Annotated in this window: 19 protein-coding genes and 1 pseudogene; 12 read left to right on the top strand and 8 right to left on the bottom strand. The window is 69.4% G+C overall.

From position 1 onward, the window contains the following. Positions 1-156 precede the first annotated feature (156 nt). The gene (locus ACWEFL_RS31680; RefSeq protein ID WP_451719291.1) at positions 157-507 is read right to left on the bottom strand and encodes an Mpo1-like protein; all 351 of its coding nucleotides are present in this window, start codon (positions 505-507) and stop codon (positions 157-159) included. Beyond that, entirely contained in the window at positions 504-746 is a 243-nt protein-coding gene (locus ACWEFL_RS31675; protein ID WP_451719288.1) for a DUF6875 domain-containing protein, read from the bottom strand. The genes ACWEFL_RS31680 and ACWEFL_RS31675 overlap by 4 nt, the downstream gene beginning before the upstream one ends. 1796 nt (positions 747-2542) lie before the next feature. Between ACWEFL_RS31675 and ACWEFL_RS31670 the strand changes: the two genes are divergently transcribed. The 6 genes from ACWEFL_RS31670 to ACWEFL_RS31645 all read left to right on the top strand — a co-directional run bounded on the left by ACWEFL_RS31670 (position 2543) and on the right by ACWEFL_RS31645 (position 10076). Then, positions 2543-3763 (top strand): amino acid ABC transporter substrate-binding protein, encoded by a 1221-nt coding sequence (locus ACWEFL_RS31670; RefSeq protein ID WP_451719285.1) that lies wholly within the window; start codon positions 2543-2545, stop codon positions 3761-3763. After that, positions 3760-4644: a branched-chain amino acid ABC transporter permease gene (locus tag ACWEFL_RS31665; RefSeq protein WP_451719282.1), complete on the top strand. Its 885-nt coding sequence runs from the start codon at positions 3760-3762 to the stop codon at positions 4642-4644. Before ACWEFL_RS31670 ends, ACWEFL_RS31665 begins: the two co-directional genes overlap by 4 nt. Beyond that, complete coding sequence (locus ACWEFL_RS31660; protein ID WP_451719280.1) at positions 4641-6479, top strand: branched-chain amino acid ABC transporter ATP-binding protein/permease; 1839 nt, start codon at positions 4641-4643, stop codon at positions 6477-6479. Before ACWEFL_RS31665 ends, ACWEFL_RS31660 begins: the two co-directional genes overlap by 4 nt. After that, on the top strand, positions 6479-7273 hold the full coding sequence (locus tag ACWEFL_RS31655) for an ABC transporter ATP-binding protein (RefSeq protein ID WP_451719277.1): 795 nt from the start codon (positions 6479-6481) through the stop codon (positions 7271-7273). Before ACWEFL_RS31660 ends, ACWEFL_RS31655 begins: the two co-directional genes overlap by 1 nt. 256 nt (positions 7274-7529) lie before the next feature. Next, positions 7530-8711, top strand: coding sequence for an MFS transporter (locus ACWEFL_RS31650; protein ID WP_451719274.1), 1182 nt, complete (start codon positions 7530-7532; stop codon positions 8709-8711). Positions 8712-8918: 207 nt separating this feature from the next. After that, positions 8919-10076: a DMT family transporter gene (locus ACWEFL_RS31645; protein ID WP_451719271.1), complete on the top strand. Its 1158-nt coding sequence runs from the start codon at positions 8919-8921 to the stop codon at positions 10074-10076. A 341-nt stretch (positions 10077-10417) separates the two neighbouring features. Here the strand turns inward: ACWEFL_RS31645 and ACWEFL_RS31640 are convergent, their stop codons facing one another. Further along, complete coding sequence (locus tag ACWEFL_RS31640) at positions 10418-11050, bottom strand: DUF6461 domain-containing protein (protein ID WP_451719268.1); 633 nt, start codon at positions 11048-11050, stop codon at positions 10418-10420. A gap of 90 nt (positions 11051-11140) precedes the next feature. Continuing rightward, entirely contained in the window at positions 11141-11266 is a 126-nt protein-coding gene (locus ACWEFL_RS31635) for a hypothetical protein (protein WP_451719265.1), read from the bottom strand. Positions 11267-11519: 253 nt separating this feature from the next. Here ACWEFL_RS31635 and ACWEFL_RS31630 point away from each other — a divergent pair, with 253 nt between their 5' ends. The 4 genes and pseudogenes from ACWEFL_RS31630 to ACWEFL_RS31615 form a co-directional block, all read left to right on the top strand. Further along, positions 11520-12146: a hypothetical protein gene (locus ACWEFL_RS31630; RefSeq protein ID WP_451719262.1), complete on the top strand. Its 627-nt coding sequence runs from the start codon at positions 11520-11522 to the stop codon at positions 12144-12146. A 781-nt stretch (positions 12147-12927) separates the two neighbouring features. Beyond that, positions 12928-13533, top strand: a complete 606-nt coding sequence (locus ACWEFL_RS31625) for a peptidase inhibitor family I36 protein (RefSeq protein ID WP_451719260.1) — start codon at positions 12928-12930, stop codon at positions 13531-13533. Positions 13534-13884: 351 nt separating this feature from the next. Further along, the gene (locus ACWEFL_RS31620; RefSeq protein ID WP_451719257.1) at positions 13885-15228 is read left to right on the top strand and encodes a serine/threonine-protein kinase; all 1344 of its coding nucleotides are present in this window, start codon (positions 13885-13887) and stop codon (positions 15226-15228) included. Between the two features lie 121 nt (positions 15229-15349). Then, positions 15350-15655: pseudogene (locus ACWEFL_RS31615) on the top strand (acyl-CoA dehydrogenase family protein); the annotation flags it as partial. 197 nt (positions 15656-15852) lie between these two features. Here ACWEFL_RS31615 and ACWEFL_RS31610 read toward each other — a convergent pair. The 4 genes from ACWEFL_RS31610 to ACWEFL_RS31595 form a co-directional block, all read right to left on the bottom strand. Further along, the gene (locus ACWEFL_RS31610) at positions 15853-16581 is read right to left on the bottom strand and encodes an SDR family oxidoreductase (protein ID WP_451719254.1); all 729 of its coding nucleotides are present in this window, start codon (positions 16579-16581) and stop codon (positions 15853-15855) included. 452 nt (positions 16582-17033) lie between these two features. After that, a complete protein-coding gene (locus ACWEFL_RS31605; RefSeq protein WP_451719251.1) occupies positions 17034-17429 on the bottom strand; it encodes a hypothetical protein in 396 nt (131 codons plus the stop codon). Between the two features lie 275 nt (positions 17430-17704). Further along, positions 17705-18304 (bottom strand): choice-of-anchor C family protein, encoded by a 600-nt coding sequence (locus tag ACWEFL_RS31600; RefSeq protein ID WP_451719248.1) that lies wholly within the window; start codon positions 18302-18304, stop codon positions 17705-17707. 244 nt (positions 18305-18548) lie between these two features. Then, positions 18549-18788 (bottom strand): hypothetical protein, encoded by a 240-nt coding sequence (locus ACWEFL_RS31595; protein WP_451719245.1) that lies wholly within the window; start codon positions 18786-18788, stop codon positions 18549-18551. Positions 18789-18976: 188 nt separating this feature from the next. On the opposite strand from ACWEFL_RS31595, the gene ACWEFL_RS31590 reads away from it, so the two are divergent. Together ACWEFL_RS31590 and ACWEFL_RS31585 are read left to right on the top strand one after the other, a co-directional pair. Next, a complete protein-coding gene (locus tag ACWEFL_RS31590) occupies positions 18977-19558 on the top strand; it encodes a hypothetical protein (RefSeq protein ID WP_451719243.1) in 582 nt (193 codons plus the stop codon). Positions 19559-20155: 597 nt separating this feature from the next. After that, positions 20156-21073 (top strand): LLM class flavin-dependent oxidoreductase, encoded by a 918-nt coding sequence (locus tag ACWEFL_RS31585; protein WP_451719240.1) that lies wholly within the window; start codon positions 20156-20158, stop codon positions 21071-21073. Positions 21074-21090: the final 17 nt, after the last annotated feature.

Genomic DNA, 21090 nt, shown 5'->3' with positions numbered 1-21090 from the left:
CGGGTTCTCCCTCCGGTCCTCATGACCGGACCGGGCTCGCCGGGCAGGTCCCCCGGTGAGCCCGCAGGACCGGGAACTCCGACAGGCCCGCCCCCGATCCGCTGTCGCGCCCCCGATCCGCTGTCCGGCCCCTGGTCCGCTGCACAGGGCTGCCTGTCATGCCGCCGTGGCTTCGGGCGACGAGGGCCGTTGCAGCCGCTCGACCAGTTCCTTCAGCTCGGCGTTGCGCCCGCTCAGCATCATGAAGATCATCTTCAGGTCGCCGGAGAACGCCGCGCCGGGGTCGGTGAAGCCGACGGGCAGGTTCCTCTCGAAAATGAAGTGGCCGCTCCAGGCGAAGCCGAAGAACGCGCCGGGAACGGCCCACAGCAGCTTGGGGCGGCGACGCCGTCCGGCCAGGCCCGCGGCGCCCACCGCCGTGACCATCCCCGCCACGTGCATCCAGCGGCTCGCCTCGCTGGTGTGGCCGCGCATGTAGTCCTCGAAGCGCTGGTCGAACTGCCTCATTCCATGTCTCCGTTCGTCGGGCGGGATGCGGTGCCGGACGCGCTCGGCGTATGCCGCGCGAGCGCCTCCCGGTAGGTGTTCCGCAGCAGCGGGTCGGCCACCGCGTCGCGTTCGTAGCGGGAGCTGAAGCGCCTTGCGTACTCGGCGAAGAACTCGCTGCGGTGGTGGAGGAAGAGCACGTCGTGGACGGCCATGTTCCGCAGTGCCAGCAGGGGCCGCACCCCCTGTCTCCAGTTCACGTGCCGCGCCGGGATCGGGCAAGACCGCCGCGCAGCCGCCCAACAGATCTGACGTCCTATCACATCCGGTTGTTCCGGGCCGTGTTAGTTCACGTGAACAGGCTTCCGTGACCCTGCCGCCCGGAACGGACCGGCGGCCGACCGGCCGGCTGCGGACCCGATCGCGCAGCGTCCGCGGTTCCCCAGCCCCCTTCTCCGCCCGCCCCGCCACCGCCCCGGCGGCCACCACCCTCCCCCTTTTTTCCGCCCGCCCCGCCACCGCCCCCCCCCAAGGGCGGCCGTCCGGCAGGCGGCACCGTATCCCGCCGCGCCCGGAACGCATCCGCCGGGGACGACGCCGTCCCACCAGGGGGCACGGCCCCGCCCCCGTGACCCCATCGAGCGGTCTCACTGCGTGGGACGCCCCCCTTCCGCAGGCATGGAAGGGGAACCGTTCGGGCATCAAGAGCCCCGAGTTGTATCCGATCCGAAGCTCAACCGGCCCCATTCTTCCGGGATTCGCCGAAGGTATTGCACCGAGTGGATACAACGGCTAGGTTCACCGCACGCACCGCTCCCTAGTGGAGGGATCACCGATGAGGTCTGCATCAGAGCCGCGTACGTTCCTGCCGGCTCCGGTTTCCCGCAGGGCACGCCCGGCGCGCCCGCCGGCCCCTCCCGGCTCACCGCGGCCCGCCGCGGATCACCGCACCGCACCACCGGCACCCGGACCGTCACCCCAGCACCCGGCACGCGCAACGGAGGTCGTGACATGCCGCCGCAGGACTTCCCGCCCCCGCCTCAGTCCGGCGCGCACCAGGAGAACGTCAGAAACTCCTCCGCCGGGGACTTCTCCGCCGGGGACTTCTCCGCCCCCGGCCGCCGGGGCGACGGCGCGCCGCCCGCGCGCCCGCACCCGCCGCGGCCCGGCCCGGTCCGGCGTCCCGGGCCACCGGGCCCCGGGCCGGCTCCCCGAGGCCGCCGGTGCCGCTCCGGAACCGGGTGCCCGTCCTCACCGAAACCGGACAGGACCGGACGACGGGGGCGGATCCCGCCGGCTTCCAGCCGGAGAAGGAGGATCCCGGGTACCGGGCGGACGGGTGCACCCGCACGCCGGCGTTCGGAAGCCCGGCCCTCGGGCGCTGCAGCCGGAAAGGTCTGCCGTGGGCCCGCGGCGTCCGGTGCGGCGCGAGGCGGAGGCCCGCAGCCCGTACCCGCCTCACTCGCGCGGCCCGGCAACACCGCACGGGGGCAGCCCCGCGCCCGCAGGGCCCCGGGGGGAGAAGTGCCGTGCAGGGCGCCGCGGGCCGGTGAACGTCTCCGGTCACCGCACTAGCGGGGGCAGGCCGGCGCACAGCGGCGAGCACACCCCGGACACCGGCGACCGCCTGCGGGAAGCCCGCCGGACCCCGTCCGGCTGACAGACCGTAAGCCCCGCCCCGCACCACCCGCCCCCGCCCCCTACGCACCACCGCGCACCGCCGGTCCGCCCAGACCGGTCACCGCCCCGCCGACGGCCACCGCCGCATCCGCGCGGGCACCGGCAGACCCCGAGCGCCCGCCGCCCGCCGTGAACACCGCACGCCGGCTCCGGACAGAACGGACCGGCCCCGTACCGCCGTACGGACCGGACGCGGCGGCGCGCCCACACGGCCCGGCAACGCACCGGACCCCACGCGCGCTCCCCGCGCTTGTCCCCCAGCCCCCACGCTTTCCCACCTTTCCCACCCCTGTCCCCGCCGTGCCGGCGCGCCATCCGTGCCGGCGCCGACGCACACGATCGTGATCCGGGAGGCCCGATGAGGCGGAACCCACGTATGACCCGAGGCAGAGCGGCTGTTCTCGCCGCCGCCGTGACGCTGGTGACGGCCACCGCCTGTGGCGGTGGTGGTGGTGACGCCGCCGCCGACGGCAAGGCCCGGGTGGGCACATCCCTGCCGCTGACCGGCCAGTTCTCCCAGCCGGGCACCGAGGCCAAGCGAGGTTACGAGGTCTGGCAGTCGATGGTGAACGAGGGCGGCGGCCTGCTGGGACGCGAGGTGGAACTCGTCGTCAAAGACGACGCCTCCAACCAGAACACCGTGGTCTCCGACTACAACGCCCTGGTCAGCCGCGACAAGGTCGATCTGCTGCTGGGCAGCTTCTCCTCGCTGCTGAATCTGCCCGCGTCGGCCGTCGCCGAACGGAACAAGATGCTCTTCGTCGAGCCCGCCGGCGGATCGCCCGAGATGTTCAACCGCAAATTCAAGTACTTGTTCTACAGCCAGCAGGGAACGGCGGACAGGCAGGGCATCGCATTCGCCGAGTGGCTCGCGAAACTGCCCGCGGACAAACGGCCCGCGACAGCGGCGTATCCGATGCTGGACGACCCCTTCGCCAAGCCGAACGTCGAGGGCATCCGGAAGATCCTCGAAAAAGCGGGGATCAAGACGGTCTACTCGACCACCTACGCGCCCGATACCAAGAATTTCGACACCATCGTCACCCGGATGAAGGCCGCCAAGCCCGATCTCGTGGTGCAGGGCGCCATCTTCGAGGACGGCATCGGCCTGGTGCGCTCGATGGGCAAGGCGAACATGTCGCTGAAGTGGTTCTACCAGACCACGGCGCCCTCGATGGGCAAGCAGTACGCCGACGGCATCGGGGCGGCCAACACCGAGGGCATCATGTACGCGATCAGCCACGTCCCCTCCGCGAAGACCCCGGGCAACAAGGAGTTCGTCGCCGAGTACCGCGACATGTTCAACGCGGAGCCGACCGAGGACGCCGCCGACGCCTTTGCCGCCGGCCAGGTCCTGGAAGCCGCCGTCAAGGCGGTGGGCAGCATCGACGACCAGGACAAGCTGGCCGAGTGGCTGCGGAAGAACTCCGTGGAGACGGTCCTGGGCGAACTGTCCTGGAACGCCGACGGCAGCCCCAAGGGCGAATTCCTCGTCGGCCAGTGGCAGAACGGGAAGACCGAGATCATCCTGCCCCAGGAGGCCGCCACCAGCGACCGTATCGTCGAGGGCTGGCGTCCGAAGGGTGCGGGCCGATGACGGAACTCCTCCAGACTCTGGCCCTGGGCACACTCCTCGGCGGCGTCTACGCCCTCACGGCCAGCGGCCTCACCCTGATCTTCGGGGTCATGCGGGTCATCAACATCGCCCACGGCGCCTTCCTCGTCCTCGCCGCCTTCCTGACCTATACGGTCTGGAAGGAATTCGGCATCGACCCGCTGCTGGGCATCCTCATCACCACACCGGTGATCTTCGCCATCGGATGGCTCACCTACAACGTCGCGGTCCGGCCCATCCGGAACGCGCCCATGGCCTCCACCGTCCTGCTCACCTTCGGACTGGCCCTGGTCATCGAGGCCGTCATGGGCATGGTGTGGGGCAACAACTCCATGGCGATCAGGCCGTCCTACGCCGATGAGTCGTTCGCCATCGGCTCCGTCTTCCTTCCCAAGGCACAGGTGTACGGGGGACTCGTCGCGGTGGCCGTCCTCACCGCCCTCGGCCTCGTCCTCACCAAGACCTGGCTCGGCCGGGCGATCCGGGCAGCCGCGACCAATCCCGCGGGCGCCGAGCTGGTCGGGATCAAGGTGGCGTCGGTGGCCGCGCTGGTCTTCGCGCTGGGCATCGCCGCCGCGGGCGCGGGCGGCGCGATCACCGGTGTGCTGTATCCCTTCGTGGCCGGGTCCCACTACGCGTGGATCGCCCGGCTGCTGGCCATCGTGGTGCTGGGCGGGATGGGCAGTCTGAACGGCGCGATGATCGGCGCGGTCCTGTTCGGACTCGCGGAGACCTTCACCGCGTCCTATGTCTCCACCTCCTGGGCCACCGCCGTGCCCTACGCCGTCGTCTTCGCCGTACTCCTCTTCAGGCCCCAGGGAATCCTCGGATCCCGCCTCCGCCAGGATGTGAGCACCGCATGACCACCACCCCCGCTCCCCCGGCCGCGTCCGCCGTGTGGACCGCGCGCCTGCTGCCCGTGATCGCGGGCCTGGCCCTGGTGCTGTTCCCCGTCCTGTCCGACGACGCCTACTACCAGAACATGATCATCCTGTCCCTCGTCTTCGCGGTCGGAGCGAGCGGGCTCAATCTCATCACCGGGTTCGCCGGGTATGTCTCCCTGGGCCAGGGCGCGTTCATCGGACTCGGCGGCTATACGATCGGGGTGCTGGCGACCAAGGTCGACTCCGTGACGCCCTGGCTGTGGGTGCCCGTCGCAGGCGTGGTCTCCGCGGCCGTCGCCGTACTCCTCGGCCTGGTCTCCCTGCGCTCCCGAGGCCCGTCGTTCGTCATCATCACGGTCGCGTTCCTGTCCCTGGTCCAGGTGATCGCGATCAACTGGGACGGGCTGACCAACAGCACCGCCGGACTCACCCTCCCGCTGCCCGACTGGGACCCGGACCTGGTCAACTGGCCGTTCTACTACGCGCTGGTGGCGATCCTGGCCCTGCAACTGCTGATGACCTGGTGGATCCGGCGCACCAAACTCGGCATGGGCCTCATCGCCATCCGCGAAGACGAGACCCGCGCCGCCACCATCGGGATCAACCTGCCCGTCCAGAAAGTCCTCGCCTTCGCCGCCAGCAGCGTCCTGGTCGGCATGGCCGGCGCCGTGTACGGCTACTACCTCACCTTCATCGACCCGCTGGGCATGTTCAACATCCTCATCAGCGTCCAGATCGTCCTCTCCCTGCTGATCGGCGGCAAAGGCACCCTCTGGGGCCCCGTCCTCGGCGCCTTCATCATCGAACCCCTCAACGAAATCGCCAACAACGACCTCGGCGGAGGCAACAGCCGCCTCCTCCTCTTCGGCGGACTCCTCGTCCTCGTCGTCATGTTCCTGCCCCAGGGAATCCTCCCCTCCCTCCAGGCCCTCCTCAACCGGCGCAAAACCGCCGGCACCGCCGGGCTGGTCGGAGCGCGCATCGACACCAGCGGCACCCTGCCCGCCTCGCTGACCAGCCGCGTCGAGCCCCGGATCCGGCCCGAGCCGGACCGTCCGCTGCTCGAAGTACGCGGCCTCGTCAAGCACTTCGGCGGAGTCCAGGCGGTGGACGGCTGCTCCTTCGCCGTCCCCGAGGGCTCCATCACCGGCCTGATCGGCCCCAACGGCTCCGGAAAGACGACCGTCTTCAACCTCATCGACCACACCATCCACCCCGACGCCGGGGAGATCATCTTCGACGGCGCCCGCGTGGAGAGACTGCCTTCCTGGGAACGGGCCCACCGCGGACTGGGACGCACCTTCCAGATCACCCGGCTGTTCCCCGCCATGACCGTGCTGGAGAATGTGGTCGCCCCCCAGCGGTCGCACTCCCTCAAGGGCCTGGGCCGTATCGCGGTCAGCGGCCCCGAGGCCAGAGCAGCCGAGGAGCTGCTGGAGTTCGTGGGCATGCGCGCGTTCAAGGACCAGCCGGCCGCGGCGCTCTCCTACGGCCAGCAGAAGCTGGTCGAACTGGCACAGATCCTGATGCTCGACCCGAAGCTGATCATGCTCGACGAACCGGCCGGCGGCATCAACCCGGTGCTGATCGAACGGATCGGCGAGATGATCCGGGAACTCAACTCCTACGGCAAGACCTTCCTCATCGTCGAACACAACATGCCCTTCATCATGGGCCTGTGCGAACCCGTCCACGTCCTCGCCCGCGGCAGGACGATGGCGACCGGGACGCCGGAGGAGATCCAGCGCGACCCGGCCGTACTGGAGGCGTATCTCGGCGACGACTACCAGCCCGAACCGGAAGGAGTGCGGTGATGCTGCGACTGAGTGGCGTGGTGGCCGGATACGGCGGCGGCGATGTGCTCCAGGGCGTCGACATCGTGGTCGAGCGCGGATCCGTCGCCTGTATCGTCGGGCCCAACGGGGCCGGCAAGTCAACCGTGCTGCGGACGGTCAGCGGGTTGCTGAGCCCCCGGCTCGGCGAAGTCACCCTGCTGGACAAGCGGATCGACCAGTGCGCCCCCGAGGAGATCCTCCGCAGCGGCATCTCCCAGGTACCCCAGGCCAACGCCCTCTTCCCCGGTCTGTCCGTACGGGAGAACGTCCTCCTCGGCGGCTACATCATCCGCCGGGACCGCGCCCTGGTCCGCAAGCGGTACCAGCAGGTGGCCGAGTTGTTCCCGATCGTCGCCGAGCGCGCCGGGGACAAGGCGGGCAATCTCTCCGGCGGCCAGCGCCGGATGGTGGAGTTCGCCCGGTCCCTGATGCTCGATCCGGTGCTCCTGCTGCTCGACGAGCCCTCCGTCGGACTCGACCCCAAGGCGCTGAAGATCATCCATGACTCGGTGACCCTGCTGCAGGAGAGCGGCAAGACGATCCTGATCGTGGAACAGAACGTCCGCTTCGGGATGCGGATGGCCACCGACGGCATCGTCATGGAGAGCGGCCGGGTCGTCGCGCAGCGCCCCACCGGAGAGTTGCTGGCCGACGCCGACCTCGCGCAGATGTACTTCGGCGGCGCAGGGACCACGACAGTGGTCACCGGGACGGCCGACGAGGCGCCCGGTGGGACCGCGGCGGGCGCTCCCCGGTCGCGTGGATCCGGATGAACCGCCATTCCGGTCCGGCCCCCGCCGGCCCCATCGGCGCGCTCCGTCCTGCGGAGCGCGCCCGGGGGCCGCGGACGCCCGGCGCACGGGCACACCGGAAACCGGAGCCGCGGCGCGTCCGCCGTCCCGCCGTCACCGGGGAGCGCGGTACGGCGGCCGTCGGCGCGGCGGCCTGGGCGCGGGATTCCGGGGACGCGCGGGACCTCATGGAAACGCCGGACCCCACGGGGGCGGCGACCGGCCGGGCGGGCGCCGGATGACCGGACCGACGCCGCCGACCGGGCAGGCGCGGCTGTTGCTGCGCGGTACCGCCTTCGTCAGTACCTTCGACCGGTTCGCGATGCCGCCGATACTGCTCGCCGTCGCCAAGGCGTTCGACGCCTCGCTGGTGTCCGTGGTGAACGCGGCCGGAGTCTACTTCCTGGCCTACGGTCTGATGCAGCCGGTGTGGGGGCTGGTGTCCGACCGGCTCGGGCTGGTGCGGACGATGCGCCTCACCCTGTTCCTGGCCGCCGTCACCACAGTCGCCGGTACGTTCGCCACGTCCGCGTGGTCGTGGGGTGTGGCGCGCGGTCTGGCCGGCGCCTGCTTCAGCGCCGCCATCCCGGCCGCTCTCATCTACCTCGGGGACACCGTCCCGGCACGGCTGCGGCAACGGGAGATCACCGGGCTGATGACCGGTGTGGCCGTGGGCACCGCGCTCGCCTCGGCGTGTGCGGGAGTCCTGGCGCAGTACACCTCGTGGCGTATTCCGTTCCTGGTGACGGGGGCCGGGGCGCTGTTGCTGGTGATCGCCCTGCGCCGCATGGACGAACCGCCCCGCCTCCGGTCCAACCAGCCGGCCCTCGCACCATGGGCCGCCATAGCACGCTCCAGACCGGCCCTGCTCATACTCGCATTCGCCTTCACCGAAGGCGCGGCACTCCTCGGCGCGCTCACACTGCTCCCGCCCGCCATCGAAGCCGCAGGCGCCAGCCCCGCAACAGCGGGCGCAGTGACAGCAGCATACGGCGGCGCCGTACTCCTCGCCGCCCCGATAATCGGCGCACTGTCCGCCCGCACCCACCCCGCACGCCTCATCGCACTAGGCGCCGCCGCAGCCACACTGGCCTGCGCCCTGATAGCAGCCTCCCGCACCCCCAGCGCGGCACTCGCAGGCGCCGCGCTCCTCGGCATCGCCTGGGCAGCAATGCACTCGACGCTCCAGACATGGGCCACCGAAGTACTGCCACCAGCCCGCTCCCTCGTCATCTCACTCTTCGCAGGAGCCCTCTTCCTCGGCAGCGCCGCAGGAACACTAGCAGTCAGCACACTCGCCGCAGCAGACCGATACACCGTCATCTACGCCGCCGCGACCGCCCTATGCGCCCTCCTCGGCACCACAGCAACCCGGAGCCGCACCCACTGGAAACCACCCCGACAAAGACCCAACAACTAAACACACAACACACCCCCCACAACCCCACACACCACGAGAAAGGGACCCACTCACCGCAGCGCTCCGTTCACAGGGGCCAATCGCCACGGATCTTTAGGGCACGATTCCTGTCCTGCAGGGCCGACCGGCCTCTGAACTCTTGCCGGACTCCCGTACAAACCCTTGAAGTTGGGACCACCGCCCACAGAACACACAAGGTACGAGTACGTGAGATCCAGGTTCGACCCGCTCTCCGCAGCGGCCATGGCAGTCACGATCGTCTCCATCTCCGCGACGGCCCCGCTCACCGCCTACGCCTCCGCCTCGCCCCTGGCCATGGCATTCTGGCGCAACTGCCTGGGCTTCGCCGTGCTCGGGCCGCTCCTCTTGCTGCTGCGCCGCCGCGAGGTGGCACGGGTGACGCGCGGCGAACGCAGACTCCTACGCCGGGAACAGTGGCGGCCCCTGATGTTCGGCTTCCTCGCGGCGACCTCGCTCACGCTCCACTTCGCGTCCTTCATGACGAGCACCCGGATGACCTCGGTCGCCATGGCCACGGCACTGGTGGCCACCCAGCCCGTCTGGCAGGCCCTCATCGCCTCGCTCCAGGGAGTTCGGACGCCCCGCAGGGCCAAGGCGGGCCTCACACTCGCCGTGGTGGGGGCGGCCACCGCAGCGGGCCTGGACATCGAGTCCGGCGGTACGGCACTGATGGGCAATCTGCTCGCCATCCTCGGGGCGATCGCTCAGGCCGGGTACACGGCCCTGAGCGAGAAGTGCCGCGCGGACGTCAGCACCCCCCTGTACTCGGCGTTCACGTCACTGGTCTGCGGTGTACAGCTCTTCGGTGTCTGCTGGCTGGCCGGCATCCCCATGACGGGTTTCGACAGATCCACCCAGCTGTCGCTGCTCGGGCTACTCATCCTTCCCCAGATCCTGGGGCTCGGATCGCTGAACTTCGTCCTCGGCAGGACCTCGGCGACAACGACGAGCGTCCTCCTCTTGCTGGAGACGCCCGTGGCCGCGCTCGCCGCGTGGCTGCTGATGGACCAGGGCATCAAGCCGGCGACCGCACCGGGGCTCGCGCTGATCATCATCGGCGTCACGGTAGCGGTGACGAACGGCAGCACAGAACGGCGCGGCGACCCCGACGTGGTCATACCCCCGTACCCGGCATACGCCCCGTCCATACCCGTACAGCACCACTCAACCGACACCCTCACGCTCCGCCGCAGTCCCGCGCGGGACCCCAGAGCGGCCTGGTCGAGGTACTCCACGAACGAGATTCCGACACCGTCCACGTATCACGGCTCAGGAGCCTTCGACACCCTGATCTTGCGCTGGCAGCGGGAGCCGGTACGGGACAGAGAGCCTGAGGAGCCGTAGCCCGGTAGACGCTGTGTGCACCAAGCTGTGTGCACCAAGCTGTGACCACGATGCCGCTGGCAGCGGCGCACAGCCTGGACCCGGATGGGCAGACTGCGGCGCGGAGGCTGTGAACCGGTCGTCGACCACCTCACTCCCTCCAGCTCGGTATCCCTGGTGCGGTGTGCTGACGGCCTGCCCGCCCTCGCACCAGCTGGACGGAACGGGGACCGGAGCAGGTTGCGTATCCGGCGTGGCAGCCGGATCTACTTTCTGGAAACCGTGGCTGCGTTCCCGTCCGGTCCCGAGCGGGACACTGCGCTCGGGGCCACGCCCATTCTCGCTGATGGAGCTTCTGTTCTTCACGTCGGCGTCTGGCCCTTGACCAGGGCCGCGGGTATGGCCTGGTGCAGCACCTGGTCGCGAGGCAGGGACAGGCGGAACGTCTTCTCCACGACGGCGAGGGAGTTGACGTGAGCCGTGTCCCTATTGTCCTCGGTCGGGATGCCCGCGGCCTGGACGGCGTCACTGAGCAGGTCCGGGCGGAGACCGGTGATCTCGTGCGACCAGGTGTGCATGTACATCTGGAAGCCGCACATATAGACACCGTCTTGCAAGTAGCCGAACTCCGGCGGCGGCAGTTTTGGATTCTGCGTTTCGTAGTAGAGCTGGAACACGTGATCGTCTTGAACGGACAGGCCGTCGGCGTAGCCGGGCCCCATGTTCCCGGGCCAGTCCCCGTATGCCACGGCGAAGGACAGGTCCCCGTCCGTGCCGTAGCGCACGGCGACGCTGTCGTCCCAGCCGCGGTCCCAGTCTCGCCGGGCCAGGAAGCCGCTCAGGTCCTCGGCGCTGTGGTCACCCAGTTCCACGGGGGCCTGATCGCGTGCGAGACGCCGTACCAGTTCGTCAGGCTCCACGCCTCGGGCCAGGGTGACGCAGTACCCCGGCCAGGAGATGTCCTCGAGGGCCAGCCATGCTATTCCGTCATTCATCTGTCCTCTTCTCATACTCAGGGAGGCGGCCCACAGCCACCCCCACTGGCACTCTGCCGATACCCCGGCACGATGCGTGCTGCTACGGGACTACCTGATGTCGCACTTCACGGTCGCCGTGGTCACGTTGCAGCTCTCGAAACCGGGTGTTCCGACAACGTACAGATCCTGGTCGAGCAGGCGCAGCTTGCTGGAGAAGGATGAGAAGCGGCTCATGGAGGTGGAGTTGATCCACCCGGACATCGCCGACCGGCCGCAGTTGGTGGAGGCTCTGAGGGGCCAACAGGTCGTGGTTGACGGCGACGCACCTGGATAGCCCTCGCCCGCCTCATCCGCCAAGCCGCGATCACCGCCATCTGCGACGGCACCGAACGCGTCACCAAGAACTCACTCGAAGCCATCCAGCACGACCACCTCGCCAAGCAGCACAACCGCACCCGCCAACCGGCCGGAACGGCATAATGCCGGCATGGAAGACGCCACGGAAGCCGCACCTGGTGAAGAGTTCGCTGCTCTCTGCGACCAGGTGTGGGACGTCCTGATACCCGCCCGTGCCGGCTACCTGGCCGGAGTCTCACCCCACTACGACGAGGTCCTCCACGAAGTCGCGCAGCGAACCGAGCACACCGGCAGCCTCGGCAAGACGGACGTCGCGGCCTTGGTCGTCTGGAAACGGCTCTCCGCACAAACCCGTTGGGTGACAGACCTCATGTCCCAGCCCGACACCCACGTGCGGGCCGTTACCGAACGAGCCGTCACCGCAGTCCGCGACACCACGGTGCCGCGCGGCGATGCCGCCCGCACAGGACGCGGCATCATCGCCGAACTGCCCGGTTTTCGCACCGGCGACGCCCTCGCCTCAGCCGTCCTGACCGCAGCAGCACCCCAGCGGATGGCCGTCTACGACCGACGCGTCCAGCACGCCATCGACACCCTCGGCCTCACCCTCTCCCCCGCCCCGGGACGCTACGGCCGCTACCTCCAACTCCTCGACGACCTCCTCCACCACCACGGCGGAGCCCGCGCGGACGGCTGGACAGCCCGCGACATCGACACCGCCCTGTACTGGACCGGAGCACCGCCGGCAACGACATAAACCCGCACACACCGACACAACCGGCGTAGCCTGACGACACAGCAAGTCGCTGACCGGAACAGACCCGCACCAGCCCTTTCACATGCCGGACACCATCACCAACACCCCTCCACCGCTATCAACAATCCACGAACAACCGGCCGGGCCAGACGCACCGTCACCCCCCTATGAACCCAGGGATCACAGGCGAGCGGCGATCACACAGGTGGGGACGCCGGCCCGGAAGGCTTCGATCACGGCCGCGAGCAGGCCGGTGGCAGGGTCGCGGCGAAGGGCGGCGACGATGTCGGAGTTCCGCGCCGCCCGCGCACGTCTCGGCGACCGGTTTCGACGGTCGTCCCGCCGACGGCGAGGACGGTGATGGTGTGGGGGCCGCGGTTGAGTAGTACCGCTGTGTACGACTCCTCCGATGACCGCCACGAGAACACCGCACGCGAACAGTCCGCCGCCGGGCCTGCTGTGGGTACCGTCCCCGCTCCTCCGTCCTTTCTTCCGAGGATGGCACCGAAACCACGGGCCAGCGCTCCGGCAGGAGTGCCGGTTCGGGGCACGACGCCTCTGTCCCTCCCCTCGTTCCGGCTCCTGACGCTCCGAGGAAGCTCTCCTCGAGCTGGGGCCGACGGTCCGTCGAACGACCGCCGCAGAGCCACGCCTGGAAGGCCGAACAAGCCAGTCGCCGGACGACCGGAAAATGCCCTGGCCCGAGCCCCGCCCGTCGCCTAGCGTTCGCGTCGCTCCGCACGACACCAGACTTTCGTGATCAGAAGGGACCGAGTTTCCTATGCGCACGAGAAGCAAGTTCGTCATCGCGGTCAGCGCGGGAGCAATGGCAGTCCTGGGCCTTGCCGGACCGACTTCGGCGTCCTCAGCCGAGCCGACCGCGCTCCAGTCCACCATCGCCTCCCAGGCCAAGCGGGCAGGGCTGAGCAAGAGCGATGTCGCGGGCCTGCAGAAACAGATCGACGAACAACTCGCCGCCACTCCCGGCGGGAAGCAGATCGGTGTCAATCAGATGTCATGGCGCGGCGGCAAAGCCATCATGACCATCCCGCTCCCGGGCGAGAAACGGGCCAGGGCGGTCGGCGAGCCCGCCGCAGCGCTCGGCACGCCCAACTGCAGCTACACCTGGACGTGTCTGTACCAACACTCCAACTGGGACGGGCGACGCCTGACCTGGTCGGACTGCACCTTCGAGAACCTCGCCAACTGGGGCTTCAACGACCAGACCTCGTCCTGGCACAACAACCAGACGACCGGTACCCGAACCTGGGTCTACAACTGGACGGGCAGCTCCTGGGCTCTGCTGTGGACCTCTACAGCCCCGTCGGCGAGTTCGTACGTCGGCGCCGCCAACAACGACAAGGCAGACGGCATCCGGGTCTGCTGACCGGAACGACCGGCCTCCCCGCCCCACTGCCTCGCCAGGGCCGTGGGGCGGCTCTCGTCGTCCTCAGTCCCGTCGCTCCGGTGTCTCGCCGCCTCGTACGGGCACGAGCCTTGTACGGGCACGAATCCACGGCCGACCCCAGGGCTTTCCTGAGCGCCTCATCTCCCGTCGTGCGCGGGTTCGTTGATCATTGACTGGCGGGAAACGAGACTCCTCCGCCACCGGGAGTGCCGAAAAGGCGTCCTGACGTGTCCGGGCGGACACTCGAGATCGCCGTCGACTCCGTGCACGGATCATTCTCATCTGAAAAGATTCATTCCAGGGGATGTTGGCCGATGACGGGGAGTCCCGATGAAAGCTCTACAGCCGAGCGACCCGGATCGAGTGGGCGGTTACCGGCTGGTGGGCCGACTGGGCGCCGGTGGCATGGGTGAGGTCTTCCTCGGATACTCCGCAGGTGGTCGGCCCGTAGCCGTGAAGCTGATCCGCCCGGAGTACGGATCGGACGCGGGGTTCCGGCGGAGCTTCGCCCGCGAGGTGCAAGCGGCCAGGCGAGTGGGCGGGTTCTTCACCGCTCAGGTCGTCGACGCCGACCCGTACGCGGAACGCCCCTGGCTCGTCAGTGCCTACGTGCCGGGGCCCTCGCTGCATACGGCGGTCGCCGAGCACGGCGCGCTGCCGGCCAAGGCGCTGCGGGTGCTGGCGGCGGGACTGGCCGAGGGGTTGATCGCCATCCACGACTGCGCCTTGGTCCACCGCGATCTGAAGCCGGGCAACGTCATCCTGGCCGCCGATGGGCCACGGATCATCGATTTCGGTATCGCCCGCGCACTGGAGGCCACTTCTCAGACGGCCACCGGCGTCATTTCCGGAACCCCCGCGTACATGTCCCCGGAACAGGCGCGCGGTGACACCGAGATCAGTCCCGCCAGCGACGTGTTCTCGCTGGGAGCAGTACTGGCCTTCGCCTCAACCGGCGCTGTTCCGTTCGGCGATGGGCATCCTGCCGCCGTGCTGTACCGGGTTGTTCAGGAGACTCCCGATCTGTCGCTCGTCGACAACGAGATACGCGGTCTGGTGGCAGCCTGTCTGTCCAAAGAACCGACCGCTCGGCCGGCGGTGGCCGAGATACTGGACACGTTCGCCAGAGCTGACACGGGCGAGGACTGGCTGCCACAACCTCTCACAGCCATGATCAGTGACGTCGAGATCGATGGCGCCGGGATCAGTGAGGTCGAGGCGCCGGGGACGAGGAAGCAGCGCCGTGGCCTTTCGCGCCTCATCCCCACCCTTCGGCGCGAAACAGTCGACGAACCGCCGACCGTCTCGCATCCCGGCGCGATCGAAAGAGGCTGGAACGGCCTGGCGTGGGGAGACACGGTTTCGCAGTTCCAGGCGCGGTTCCCCGGTGCCAAGCAGGAGAACGGCGAGTGGTGGGTCACCGGCCGGGGACCGGAATCGTTCTGCGGGATCGTGATGCCCACCCAGTACGCCTTCAACGACCGTGGCCGACTGTGCCTGGTGGCCTTCTACCCAGAGGCGAAGGACCGTGAGCGGCTGCCGGGGGCCTTCCTGGAGACACTGGGTGCGCCTGACGACTCGACGACGAAATGGACGAGGGGCGAGGTCGTCGTGGAGGTGAAGGTGGCGAGTGTGGCTGCCAGCATCACACATCTCGGGTTCGTCGCCCGCTGACGGAACGAAGGCGCCGATGGCATCCCTCCTGGCACCGCCGACCGCCGATGGGGCGGTTCACGGCTACTGTGAGTCGGGCTTCATCGGGCGGCCCACCGTCGGACACCCCTGTCGGTGACCACAGCTCGCCGACATGTCTCTGGAGTACGTCAAGGGCTACCTGCTCGCGCACCACCTCGGGCGCCGCAAGGACGCGGGCCGGCTGCGTCCTGAGCAGATCTCCATCGGCAAGGTCGACAACGTCCGCGAGGCCATCGAGATCTGCCGCACCGCCCGCACCAACCTCGGGGCCAACGGCATCTCGCCGGAGTACCCCGTCGTCCGCCACCAGAACAACCTGGAGTCCGTGTTCACCTACGAGGGCACGGTCGAGATGCACACCCTCGTCCTGGGGGAGGTGCTCACGGGCCAGTCGGCCTTCCGCTGAGGATCAGGCTGCCGCGCTGCCGCGTCGGTGAACCGTCTCCATTCTGTGGGGCAGTGGCTGTCCAGGACCGCCCGACCGGAATCGGGAGATCGGGGCCGGATCCCAGTCCAACGCAGGCCGCCGCCCAGCGAGCAGCGAGCAGCGAGCACGACGAAAGACTGCCGGGCTGAGAGGAGCGCACGCAGGAAGGGGTGACGTCAGGAGAGCCAGTCGGCGTAGCGAGTGGCGGCAAGGTGGGCGTCCTTGTCGGTGAGGACGCCGCCCTTGACGGCGGCGAACATGCCGGCGGTCGGGTCGGTGACGACGGTGCGGTGGTCGCCCTTGCGGGACAGGGTGAACCGGCCCAGCTCGTCCAGGGTGAAGATCTCGGGGCCTGCGATGCTGCGGATGCCGTTCAGCGGGGTGCCCGCGGCGACCTCCGCCACCGCGGCGGCCACGTCCTTGGAGGCGATCGGCTGGATCGGCGTGGCGGGCAGCCGGACGGTGTCCCCGTCGGCGGTCCAGGACAGGACGGCGTCCATGAACTCCATGAACTGCGTCGCCCGGACGATCGAGTAAGGGATCGTCCCGGCGGCGAGGAGGCTCTCCTGGAGCGCCTTGGCGCGGTAGTAGTCCAGCTCCGGCACCTGGTCCGTGCCGACGATCGAGAGGATGACGACGTGGCCGACGCCGCCCTTGCGGGCCGCGGCCAGGAGGTTGTCCATCGAGGTCTGGAAGAAGGCCGGGGAGGCTTCGTCGAAGGTCGGGGAGTTCGTCAGGTTGACGACGACGTCGGCTCCCGCCACCGCCTCGTCCAGTCCCCGGCCGCTGATGACGTCGACGCCCGTGGACTGCGAGTGCGGCACGGCCTCGTGCCCGGCGGCGTTCAGGTTCTTGACGACCTGTGCCCCGATCAGTCCGGTACCGCCGATGACTGCGATCTTCATGGCATGCCTTTCGTGAGCGTTTTATGCGGAATATGACGCATGAGCGGTTAGGTGGGCTAGGCATGAAACAGCGCCTTGTCCCCTGGGGAGGGGCGACGGCGGGCCGTCGACGAACGCGACCGTCCGCGGCACCGGCCGGTTCGCTCCCTCTCGCTGCGCTCACGGCGCGAGGGCTGCCAGGCCCGCTGGAACGGGCGGCGTACCCGGTGAGGTGTGGCGGCGGTGGGCGCGGCCTCTCGGGAACTGTCCGCCGCCCGGGATGCCGGTGCCGGCGAGGCGCAGCAGAAGGTCATCCTCGCCCGTGCGCCGGAGCATGCCTCCTCCGTGGTGAGCCGCGCGCGGGAGGGGCTTGTCGCGCCAAGCCCAGAGCCGGTGTGACTGAGCGCTGCGGTTGGCCCGCTTGGCCAACCGCAGCGCTCAGTAGTCGATCCTGTAAGAGCCGTGCGGCATGATCACTCCGCGGACTGCCACGACCGATCTGCCGAAGCTCGGGCCACTTCGGCGTCGTACTGATCAGCGTCGAAGTGAAATGCCGGGGGACGCGCTTCGTCGCCGGGCACCTGCCAGTCGGACCACTCCACGATGGCCCCGTGCCGCTGCACGAACACCGTGAGGTGGCCGCAGCGTCCGCTCGGGCACTCGGGCTCCCCCAACACCACGCGTCGCCCCTCTCCGGTCGCCCACAGCGGGCTGTGGCCGTTGGCGGGCAGCGCCTCTTCCGCGAACGGGCCACGGCCTCCCTGGCCGACCGCCTTTCCCACCACATTCCCGCCGTCGATCCACAGCGACAACTGGGCAGCCCACCGGGACCCCGGCGGCAACACCCTGACCTCAAGCCGGTTTGGCATCCGGTCACCCTATGGGGGGTCGGCCGCCGCAGGCCCAGTTCGGACGCTCCGTCGGGCCAACTCGATCGCTCATGGGCCAGCTGAAGCGCTCAGTCACAGCCGGACGGCGGTGACCCGGTGCTTCCGAAGGCCGGCGGGCTCGCGGGCGCAGGTGCGGGGGCAGCGAGGGAACGATGATGCCCCGGTCGCCCGTGGTCCTTTCCGCCCCGCCCCCGTACGCCATCGGCGGGCGGGGGACGGGGCGGGCGACAGAGGAGGTCAGAACTGCCGGGCCGTCACGGGGTGCAGGAGCATGGCGAGGCCGCGGTGACACGGACGTCGTCGATGACTGGTCCGTAGGCGCCGGGCAGGGTGCTGGCGAACCCGAGGGTGGTCGTCGGTGCATTGGCCACGAATGTCACCTGCCGTTGCACATAGCCCATGGCGGCGCGGGTCTTCCCCGTGGAATCGAAGGAGAAGTCCTGGAAGCTCTGCCCGTCGACCAGTACCTTGCCGGTCTTCACCGCCGCGCCGCCTTCCGGGTTCGCGGCCAGCGCGTAGGTGACCGTGTACGTCCGCCCGGCGACCGTGGAGAAGGTCTGCGCCACGGCACCAGACCCGCCGCCGTTGAGATCGACGGACTGGTCCCCCTCGGCCGCCTGCCAGAACCCGGCGCCGATGAGGTCCACGGTCCCGGCGGTGACCTTCCACGGTCCGATCGACTGCCCGCCGGAGAAAGTCGTGAACGCGTTCACGGGCGCGGTCGGGTACTCGAAACTGCCGTCGTCGAACCGGCTCACGGCCGCCGCCGACGGCGCGGCGAGCGTGGCGGGAGAAGCGGCCGTGAGGAGTCCTGCGGCAACAGCGGCGACGACCAGGGAACGGGCAACAACCATGACTGCCTCCTGAAGAGGGTGAGATGAATGTCCAGCGCGATCAGCCTTCCCGTGGGCAAGCGGGGAGAAGGAGGCTCGCACCCGGGCGTGTGGGAGCACTGGGGAGAGTGCATGATCCAAAAATGCTCTGGCGCGCTCCAACAAGCTGCTGAGACCGGCACGGGATGCCGGGACTTCCCCGGACGCGCACGGCGGTGCACCGAGAGGCGTCAGCCCCGTCCCGTGTCCCTGCCGAGCCGGCTCATCACGCGGTCCGGTCCGCTGCTCCTGCGGCGTGCCGCGCCTCCCCCGCGCTCCGGCCCGTCGGCCGGACACGGATCGCCGCTCCACGGGAGAGGTGGGGACGGCCGGTCAGGCCGATGTCCAGGCCCTCGACCTCGCCGCGCCAGCTCACACACCGGGCATCGGCGATCCGATGGACCAGGTTGTCGCGGATCCCGATCAGGGGGTCTCGCTGGGACGGCTCGGCCGGAGGAGTGCGCATCGGACGCAGGCATCTACGAACGTCATGGTTGATGAGCGTTGTCGGTCCTGGGTGCGACCGTGTGGGACCACGATCAGCGTCGTGCGAAGACTCGGCGGAGGTAGCTGCCGATCGCGCCCCCCTTGATCCTCGCAACCGTGTCTGCCTAGGTTTGCCGCCGACAAGCGACGATCGAGCAGGTGGGGCGTATGGCGGTTCTGGAAGACCTGGTGCAACTGTTCGGTCCGCCACCGGTCCGAGAGCCGTCGTCCGACGACTGGGCCGAGGTCGAGGACTATGTCGGCTCGGCGCTGCCGGGCGACTTCAAGGCGTTCCTTGACGCCTATGGCACGGGCGCGATCTGCGGCGAGCTGGTGGTCTTCCACCCCCGAGGGTCCAGCCCGCTGCTGGATCGGATGCAAGAGATCCATGAAACGTTCGGCCGGTCGTGGCGACGTGACCCGGACGAGTACCCCTTCCGGTTCCACCCCGCTCCGGGCGGCCTCGTCTCCTGGGGATACGACCATTCCGGTGACGAGCACTTCTTCTGGCCGTGTGACCCGGACCCGGATCTCTGGAAGATCGTCACGAACATCAACGGGGCGGATCCCGAGGTCTTCGACGGATCGTTCACCGACTTCGTACTCGCCGTCGCCAAACGCCTGCGCGACGTGGACCCGCACCACGGAATCGACCCGGATGCCTTGGAGTTCCTGGAGCCGGAAGACCTGAACGAACTGGCAGAGTGTGGTGAGATCGGTCCAGTCGAGCCGAGCTTTGAACCGTTCTGATCCGGCTGCTCTACGAAAGCCCTTGCTGCCGAGTGAGTTACGGGGCACGTCACCGGTCACTCCGCCACATCGGCGTCAGGAGATCGACCACTGTGGAGAAGATCTCGCTGCGGCCGTGTTCTCGGGTGTGTCGTCGCCCGCGGGAGGCGTCGTTGGACGAAGGCTTCCTACAGATCGTCAGCGGAACGGCTGGAGGAAGACGCGGATGTCGTCGGTGAACAGGTCGGGTTCTTCCCACGCGGCGAAGTGACCGCCGCGGTCGAACTCCGACCAGTGGACGATGTTCACGCGTCCTCTCCTTCGGGTTGGCCGGCGAGTGTGCGCGCGGCTGCGGTGTCGGTTTCGTCCCAGCCCCAGTGGCCGTCACGCTCCGGCTCGGCCTGTTCGTCGATCCAGCGCCCCCGGAGGGTGGGTCGGACGCGGCCCGTCGCCGCCTCCGGCCGGGGCGGTCCGGGCCGCACCGCACAGCGGGCGCCCGGAGGCGAAGTGGGAGAAGCTACCCAGCGGGTACGGCCGTCGGTCACCCGGACGGTCCCCGGACCCCGGGCGGGCCGGGGACCGTCCGTGCAGACGCGAACCGGACAAGGAGCGGAAACCATGCCTCTCGAACGACCTCCGTACTTCGGACTGGACGTCAATGTCCCGATCGGGCACCCGGCGGAACTGACCGAGCGGCTTCTGGTCGCCGAGGAGTCCGGCTACGACCTGTTCTCCGTGATGGACCACCCTTACGCGGGCGACCACCACGAGGCGTACTCCGCCCTCGGCTTCGCCCTGGGGCGCACCCGGCGCATCTCCGGCTATGTGGGCGTCACCAATCTGCCGCTGCGTCCCGCGCCGGTCCTCGCCCGGACGGTCGCCTCGCTCTCCGCCCTCTCCGAGGGCCGGTTCGTCCTCGGACTCGGCTCCGGGGGCATCTGGAAGCGCATCTCCGCGTTCGGGGGCGGAACCCTGAGCCCCAGGGACGCCGTGAGCGCGTTCGAGGAGGCGATTCTGCTGATCCGGAGGCTCACCGGCGGCGGCAAGACCCCCGTCGACTTCGACGGACAGTTCTACCGGGTCAGCGGGATCGTGCCCGCACCGGTGCCCACGCCGCCGATCTGGACCGGCGCGAACGGCCCCCGCGCTCTCGCGATCACGGGCCGGCTCACCGACGGCTGGATCCCCAGTTTCGGCGCGGACTGGCTGTCGGAGAGCTACCGTGCCGCCCGGCCGCGCGTCGACGCCGCCGCACGGGAGGCGGGGCGGGATCCGGCCGAGGTGATCTCGTACTTCAACTTCGGCGGTGTCCTCACCGACCGGGACACGGCCTCCCCGCGCGACCCGGACGGGAAGTGGACCGGCGGGTCGGCGCGGCAGTGGACGGAGGAACTCGTCGGCGCGGTGCTGGAACACGGCGCTGGCGGGTTCAACACCCATGTCAGGGACGCGTCCGGGCACTCCGGTACGGATGTCGTGCGCCGGTTCGCGGCGGAGGTCGTCCCCGCCGTCCGCGCCGCCGTCGCGTCGGGCTGAGGGGGCGGCCCCGCCCG

The sequence above is a fragment of the Streptomyces sp. NPDC004838 genome (genome assembly GCF_053600955.1).
This window is presented reverse-complemented; position numbering and strand designations above follow the sequence as displayed.